Source organism: Paenarthrobacter sp. PAE-2 (assembly GCF_026013155.1).
Taxonomy (GTDB): Bacteria; Actinomycetota; Actinomycetes; order Actinomycetales; family Micrococcaceae; genus Arthrobacter; species Arthrobacter ureafaciens.
The window spans coordinates 1-5,417 of record NZ_JAPDNV010000075.1; the positions used below are offsets into that span (position 1 = coordinate 1).

Genomic DNA, 5,417 nt, shown 5'->3' on the forward strand with positions numbered 1-5,417 from the left:
TACTTTACATAAGGTCCATTATCGGCGTTTCTGCACCTGTGATTCAGGGTGTGATTCAGGGGTTGAAACTGGCTGTTTTCCGTGCGAGCATGGGACCATGGCGGCAGTTGCAGGAGCCCGGGGCGGGCTGAAAGCGCATCAGGATTCGATTCGTCTTCCTGAGGATGAGCTGGTCCGGGACCTGCGGGACATCCTCGGTGCGAAGCTCGTGGCCTACATCGGTTCGGTGAAGGAAACCCGGGCTGTTCGCCAGTGGGCTGATGGTGAACGGAAGCCCTCGGCCGAGGTGCTGACCCGGCTTCGTCATGCCTACCATGTGGCCGCGCTGCTGGCCGAGCGTGACTCCCGTGCCGTGGTTCAGGCGTGGTTTCAGGGCATGAATCCGCAGCTGGACGATGTGCCGCCGGCGCGGCTGTTGCGCGAAGGCCAGGTCGAGGACGCAGCGCAGGCGGTCCTTGCCGCCGCGCGGGCGTTCGCGGCGGCCGGCTGAGGGGTGGATTCTGTACAGCTGACATCAACGGCTGCCGGGGGCGCACGGGTTTGGCGGATTGGGTTCCGTCCCGAGCCGTGGGCGTGGAGCGGCTGGGAATGGTCGACCGAGGGCAGGTTCCCGGGTCGCTGGGATGACCTGCATGGAAACTTCCGCACTGTCTATGCCGGATCGAGCCTTCTGGCCTGCCTGCTCGAGGTGCTGGCAGGGTTCCGGCTTGACGCCAGGATAGCCGCGGAACTGGACGAGATCGTGGAGGACGAGGAAGACGCTGTCCTTCACCCGACCGTACCGCCCGGGCAGGTACCGCGGGAGTGGCTTGATGCCCGGGCCGCTTCCTCGGCCGAGCTGGCAGGTGCTTACTGCGCCGTGACCGGTTCCCGGTCCATCGCAACCTTGTATCCGCATTTCATCGGTGTGGCGCTCGGCCTCGGTCTGACGGATTTTGACGCAGCGGCGTTGAAGGACGCGCGGCCGCGCCGGTTGACCCAGGCCATCGCTGCCTGGATTTACGAGAACACGGACCTCGACGGCGTCACCTTCGCCTCCCGTCACGGCGATGAACTGCAGTTGTGGGCCATCTTTGAACGACCCGGCGACGGCGTTATCAGCCCGCAGCTGCGCGGCAGCAGGCCCGAGGAACTCCACCACGACAGTGACGCCGTCAGGCACTCCTTCGCGATGCTGGGGCTAACGTGGAGGCAGGAATAGCCCGGAGTCCTGGAACAGCTCCGACAACTCCCGATTGACCGCGGCAACGTCCAGGAAGGCGGGGTCGAAAGGCTCATCAGATCCGGTGATCTCTGCCACCAAGGCGGCGCATTCCGCGTGGTCTGGATGCTCCGGGTCGGCAAGAACGTCCATCAGCTGTTCGTACCCAGGCGTTCCTCCGGAATCTTCCACCGGGCCGCGGCGGTCACCGTCAATCAGCCGTGCAGGCGGGGCACTTTCGTCCGCAGGGCGTTGTGATAACAGCTCGAGACGGTGCAGCCAGCTGTCGCCGAAGTCGTACTCGTAGAACGCTTTGCCGCCACCCAGAACGAGCACTGCTCCAGGGACAGGTCCTCCTCCGGCCTGTCGTCAGGGTCAAAGCACTCCTGCCTGGGAAGCCACTGCAGGTCGTCCGGGTACACGCCGTTGACGGGCCGAAGGCGCACAAATGGCTCCAGCGCGGTGAACCTGTGCAGGTGGATGTCCTCCCAGCCGAAGGCCACCTGTAGCACCTGATGCATCTGGTTCAGCGCCATAGCTCCCCGAATATCGAGCCGACGCCAAATGACCGGTTCGCTGTCGATAAGTTCGACGCGAATTTCCAGGACCGCCTCAGCTGTCATGCCTGCCTGACCCAACGTTTCTCCATCCGGCCATTCTTTCAGGCCCCGGCTTACTGGCCCGTCACCCGCCCGAGGCACTCCCCCAAATTGACGGAACGACGGTTATCGGCGATTCGAAACGGCCGGGGGAGACGCCCCGGAGGGGGTTGCATTCCGGCGTCACGGCTGGGCTTTTCGCCCTCGTGCCAGGGTGGACTGCGTAGGCCCGTCATGACAAGGATGCGGGAGAATTCGCAGGCGGATCGGCGTTGGTATCTTTTGGTAGGCCGCACCGGTGGCTGTGATTGAGCGAAGGAGTGTGCGAGTGTCCGAGGACCGTGTGTCATACGGTTTTCCCCTTCCCCCGGGCGAGGTTTGCCCGACGGGCTCTTTTTTGTTGTCGCTTCAGACCGGCCGGAGCGAGTGGTCGGAGGGGCTGTACAGAATGCACGGCTACGCCCGTGGCGACGTTGTGCCAACCCGGGATCTGGTGATCGCCCACATGCACCCGGAAGACCGTGACGCGGCCCGCCAGCTCATTGAGACCCTCGCCCGCGACGGCGGACAAGCGTCCAACTTCCACCGCATCATCGACAGCAAAGGCAAAGAACACCGGGTTCTCACGGTCGCCGAGGCTGACCGGGATGACACTGGAAAGGTCGTGGCCATTCACGGGCTCACCGTTGACCTGACCCGTTCCATGGCCATCGAAAGCGGTCAGGCCGCCGCCTTGGCCCTGGTTAACGCCTATGCCAGCCGTGGTGTCATCGAGCAGGCCAAGGGCATCCTCATGGGCTATTTCAACATCGGCCCGGCGGAAGCATTCGACCGGCTGGCCGCGCGCAGCCAGAACACGAACGTGAAAGTGTCGGCCCTCGCCGCCCAACTCGTCGCTGCCGCGGACAACAGGCGGATCCACGACACCCTTGGAAAATGGGTAACGCAACCACGAGGCCACCAGATGTCCACTCAATAGGTCCACAGTCTTTGCGGACGAACGTCGGGACGGGTGAACGGTACGCTGCAGGCCTGCCGGCTCCTTCTGCCACCGGCGGGCTACACAAGGTGACCGAGCGCTGAACCGCGGCTTCTTGCACCGACACCTATGCATGCCCTCACTTGGCGTATCCGCAGTTGTACCCGGCTGGATATCAGGGTGACATAAGCAACGCGATCAATGGGCGGGAGTCCCGCCGCTGCGAGGTCAGGGGGCAGCGGCGGGACTTTAGGCATTGCCCACCTCACGGACGGGATGAAGCTCCCGGCCCGTGAACCGCGCGCTGCTACACGGCCCACCTACTATGCACGACGCTCCTCAAGTTCCGATCAAGGCCAGCTGAGACTTTCCCTACTCAACCTGCCAGAAGGTGCCGTTCCTGACCATCAAGCCGTCCCATCAGAAAATCTGTAAAAACTCCTCGATTGCGCAGTTGCCATGCGTGTCGCGCGTCTGACCGATAGCGGAAAGCACTCCGTAGCGCAGGATCCTGCGGGCCGCTCTGTTGCGCTCAGAGCACAGTGCTATCCATCATTTCGTCAGGTGGTGGGTACCCACAGGCACTGAAAACCCTGTCGAACCAGACTCCGGGGCGAGACAGGGTCTCTCCAGCGGCCAGCCAGCGACGTAATCGTCATACCGCTGTTGCGCCGTCTCGTCGACCTTCTCGCGCTGGGGAGCTATGTCGGCCCGTCGCTTCCAACGATTCGAAGGGCTGATGTAGAACATGTAGCCGTCGCCTGGCTTGCCGTAGAAGTTCTTCTTTGGGCCGCCCTGACCAGTAATTACGATCTCGTGAGCATGCCGGTTCCGTAGCCAGCGGAAGCCGCTTACGGTCTGGCCATAGGGGTCCGTGGAGCGCGCCTCGGAGTAAATCACCGGCATCTGCTCTCGGAGTTCCTCGTCGAGGGCCAGGGCCCACCACACTCCCTCAACCGCGGCCGTCCAAGTAGCTCGTGCGTCTCCTTGATTGCCGGCGCATCTTTCCCACGCTGCCCCGATGGCAAAGCGGGACCAGTGCAGGGCGCGGAGGACCTCAGGGGAAGGAGTCTCCGGGAGAAACACCTTCCGGACTCCCTCCCATTCACCAGTCCGGGAATCTGAGTATGGGACCTTGATGGATGCGCTCATTATCCTGGATGCTCGGTTTGCAGCGTGTAAGCGGTAGAGGCAGGTTCAGGCCGATGCCACTTCGGAGGGCCGCCCACGATGATCGCCTTACAGGCTCGATCTTCAGAACCTTCGGTTAGCAGGAGCCGTTACAGGCTCATCTTGTCCTCGTGCTGCGGGCAGTACGCGCCCACCGCGGCACCATGCACGGCTACCAACTGCGGCACCGTATATGCCCAACCAGCAGCGGTCAGTATGTAGTTGTTGATGTCGGTTCCGACAGCCCCGCCGTCGTACATATCGCAGAACCCCTGGCCGATACTGACGAGGTCCTCACCGGCGCCAGCACTCTTCAGTGCTGGTTCAGACTCATAGATGGCTTCGAGATAGATATCTCTCACCATCTCTTCACGTGTCGAGGCCTTCTTGGTCGCAGCAGCCGAGGAAGTGGAAGGCTTAGACGTGGCCGTCACGGTGGCGGCGGGAGGCGCGGTACTGAATTCTGAACTCTGAGTCGACGCCCCGGAACAACCGGACAGCGCAAGAACGGCCAGCAGGCAGCACGCCCATGATTTGCGCATGATTCCCCCAGTTACTACGGCCGCTGGTCCCCTGCCAGCGTCTGTTCCCTGAGTATAGGACCAAAGGCGAACACCATCGGTAAAACGACAAGCGAGGCGCCTCCGGAGCGGGTCTGTTTGTGCCACCACCACTTTCGCGCCTAACACGTCAGGCTAACCCCACACTCCCCCAGCTTTACAGAATCTCCATTATCGGCGTTTGAGTAGGACGAGTAGAAGTAGATTAGAGAACTCGTCTCATCCTGTTTTTTGATGTTTGCGCAGGTCAGTGCGGTGCAATGACCAATTGACGTCGATTGCTGGAAGTCAGCGTTTGCGCGGGACGCCGCGGCACAGTGACGTAGTCTCTCATTAGATGAGAGATTTTTGCGTACAGTTAGCTCAGTGAGTATCGAATCTGGGCGGATTCCGGCCTTTCTGACCAACGCGAATGTCGGGCTGCTGCGTGCCGAGGATCGAGTCTTCGAGGCGATGGTGGATGGCTGGCGTGCACAGATGCTGGCTCGCGGTCTGTCGACGTCGTACATCAAGAGCTCATGCGGGACGATCCAGAAGTTCCAGGAGCACGCGAACGAGTATCCGTGGACGTGGTCGGCGCATCACGTGGATGAATTTCTGGCAGACCGCCGCAGCTCAGAGAAAGGGTTGGCGTTATCAACCCTGAGGACAAACTCCGGGGCCATCAGGGCTTTCTGTTCCTATCTAACGGACGGGCGTTACGGTTGGGCCACGTTCTGTGAGCGGGTCTTCGCGGACATTCCGGTGCAGGTCGTGTTCGAGTGGAACTCGCCACGACACACGACGGACGATGCCCTGCCGGCACGCCGCCGGGCGTTCACCCGGACAGAACTGCAGACGTTCTTCGACGCTGCCGACGACCTGGTCGACACAGAGTTCGCCAAGGGTTCCAAACGCTGGCTGCCAGC

General features: G+C 62.1%; 7 protein-coding genes and 1 pseudogene. 4 read left to right on the forward strand and 4 right to left on the reverse strand.

Going from position 1 to position 5,417, the window contains the following annotated elements:
* Positions 1-97: 97 nt before the first annotated feature.
* Both OCL88_RS20660 and OCL88_RS20665 read left to right on the forward strand, forming a co-directional pair.
* A complete protein-coding gene (locus OCL88_RS20660) occupies positions 98-490 on the forward strand; it encodes a hypothetical protein (RefSeq protein ID WP_264963791.1) in 393 nt (130 codons plus the stop codon).
* 3 nt (positions 491-493) lie between these two features.
* The gene (locus OCL88_RS20665; protein ID WP_264963792.1) at positions 494-1,201 is read left to right on the forward strand and encodes an RES domain-containing protein; all 708 of its coding nucleotides are present in this window, start codon (positions 494-496) and stop codon (positions 1,199-1,201) included.
* Here OCL88_RS20665 and OCL88_RS20670 read toward each other — a convergent pair.
* Together OCL88_RS20670 and OCL88_RS20675 are read right to left on the reverse strand one after the other, a co-directional pair.
* Positions 1,181-1,528: a plasmid pRiA4b ORF-3 family protein gene (locus OCL88_RS20670; RefSeq protein ID WP_264963796.1), complete on the reverse strand. Its 348-nt coding sequence runs from the start codon at positions 1,526-1,528 to the stop codon at positions 1,181-1,183. The genes OCL88_RS20665 and OCL88_RS20670 overlap by 21 nt on opposite strands.
* Positions 1,417-1,824 (reverse strand): plasmid pRiA4b ORF-3 family protein, encoded by a 408-nt coding sequence (locus OCL88_RS20675; RefSeq protein ID WP_264963793.1) that lies wholly within the window; start codon positions 1,822-1,824, stop codon positions 1,417-1,419. The genes OCL88_RS20670 and OCL88_RS20675 overlap by 112 nt, the downstream gene beginning before the upstream one ends.
* Positions 1,825-2,143: 319 nt before the next feature.
* Here OCL88_RS20675 and OCL88_RS20680 point away from each other — a divergent pair, with 319 nt between their 5' ends.
* Positions 2,144-2,779 (forward strand): PAS and ANTAR domain-containing protein, encoded by a 636-nt coding sequence (locus tag OCL88_RS20680; protein ID WP_264963797.1) that lies wholly within the window; start codon positions 2,144-2,146, stop codon positions 2,777-2,779.
* Between the two features lie 552 nt (positions 2,780-3,331).
* Here the strand turns inward: OCL88_RS20680 and OCL88_RS20685 are convergent.
* Both OCL88_RS20685 and OCL88_RS20690 read right to left on the reverse strand, forming a co-directional pair.
* The gene (locus OCL88_RS20685) at positions 3,332-3,931 is read right to left on the reverse strand and encodes a hypothetical protein (RefSeq protein WP_264963794.1); all 600 of its coding nucleotides are present in this window, start codon (positions 3,929-3,931) and stop codon (positions 3,332-3,334) included.
* A 128-nt stretch (positions 3,932-4,059) separates the two neighbouring features.
* The gene (locus OCL88_RS20690; RefSeq protein ID WP_264963795.1) at positions 4,060-4,491 is read right to left on the reverse strand and encodes a DUF732 domain-containing protein; all 432 of its coding nucleotides are present in this window, start codon (positions 4,489-4,491) and stop codon (positions 4,060-4,062) included.
* A 384-nt stretch (positions 4,492-4,875) separates the two neighbouring features.
* On the opposite strand from OCL88_RS20690, the pseudogene OCL88_RS20695 reads away from it, so the two are divergent.
* A pseudogene (locus OCL88_RS20695) lies at positions 4,876-5,417 on the forward strand (site-specific integrase); the annotation flags it as partial.

Coding starts and splice junctions, on each gene's coding strand:
- OCL88_RS20690 (WP_264963795.1), bottom strand. CDS start 4,491: ATGCGCAAATCATGGGCGTGCTGCCTGCTGGCCGTTCTTGCGCTGTCC.
- OCL88_RS20685 (WP_264963794.1), bottom strand. CDS start 3,931: ATGAGCGCATCCATCAAGGTCCCATACTCAGATTCCCGGACTGGTGAA.
- OCL88_RS20675 (WP_264963793.1), bottom strand. CDS start 1,824: ATGACAGCTGAGGCGGTCCTGGAAATTCGCGTCGAACTTATCGACAGC.
- OCL88_RS20660 (WP_264963791.1), top strand. CDS start 98: ATGGCGGCAGTTGCAGGAGCCCGGGGCGGGCTGAAAGCGCATCAGGAT.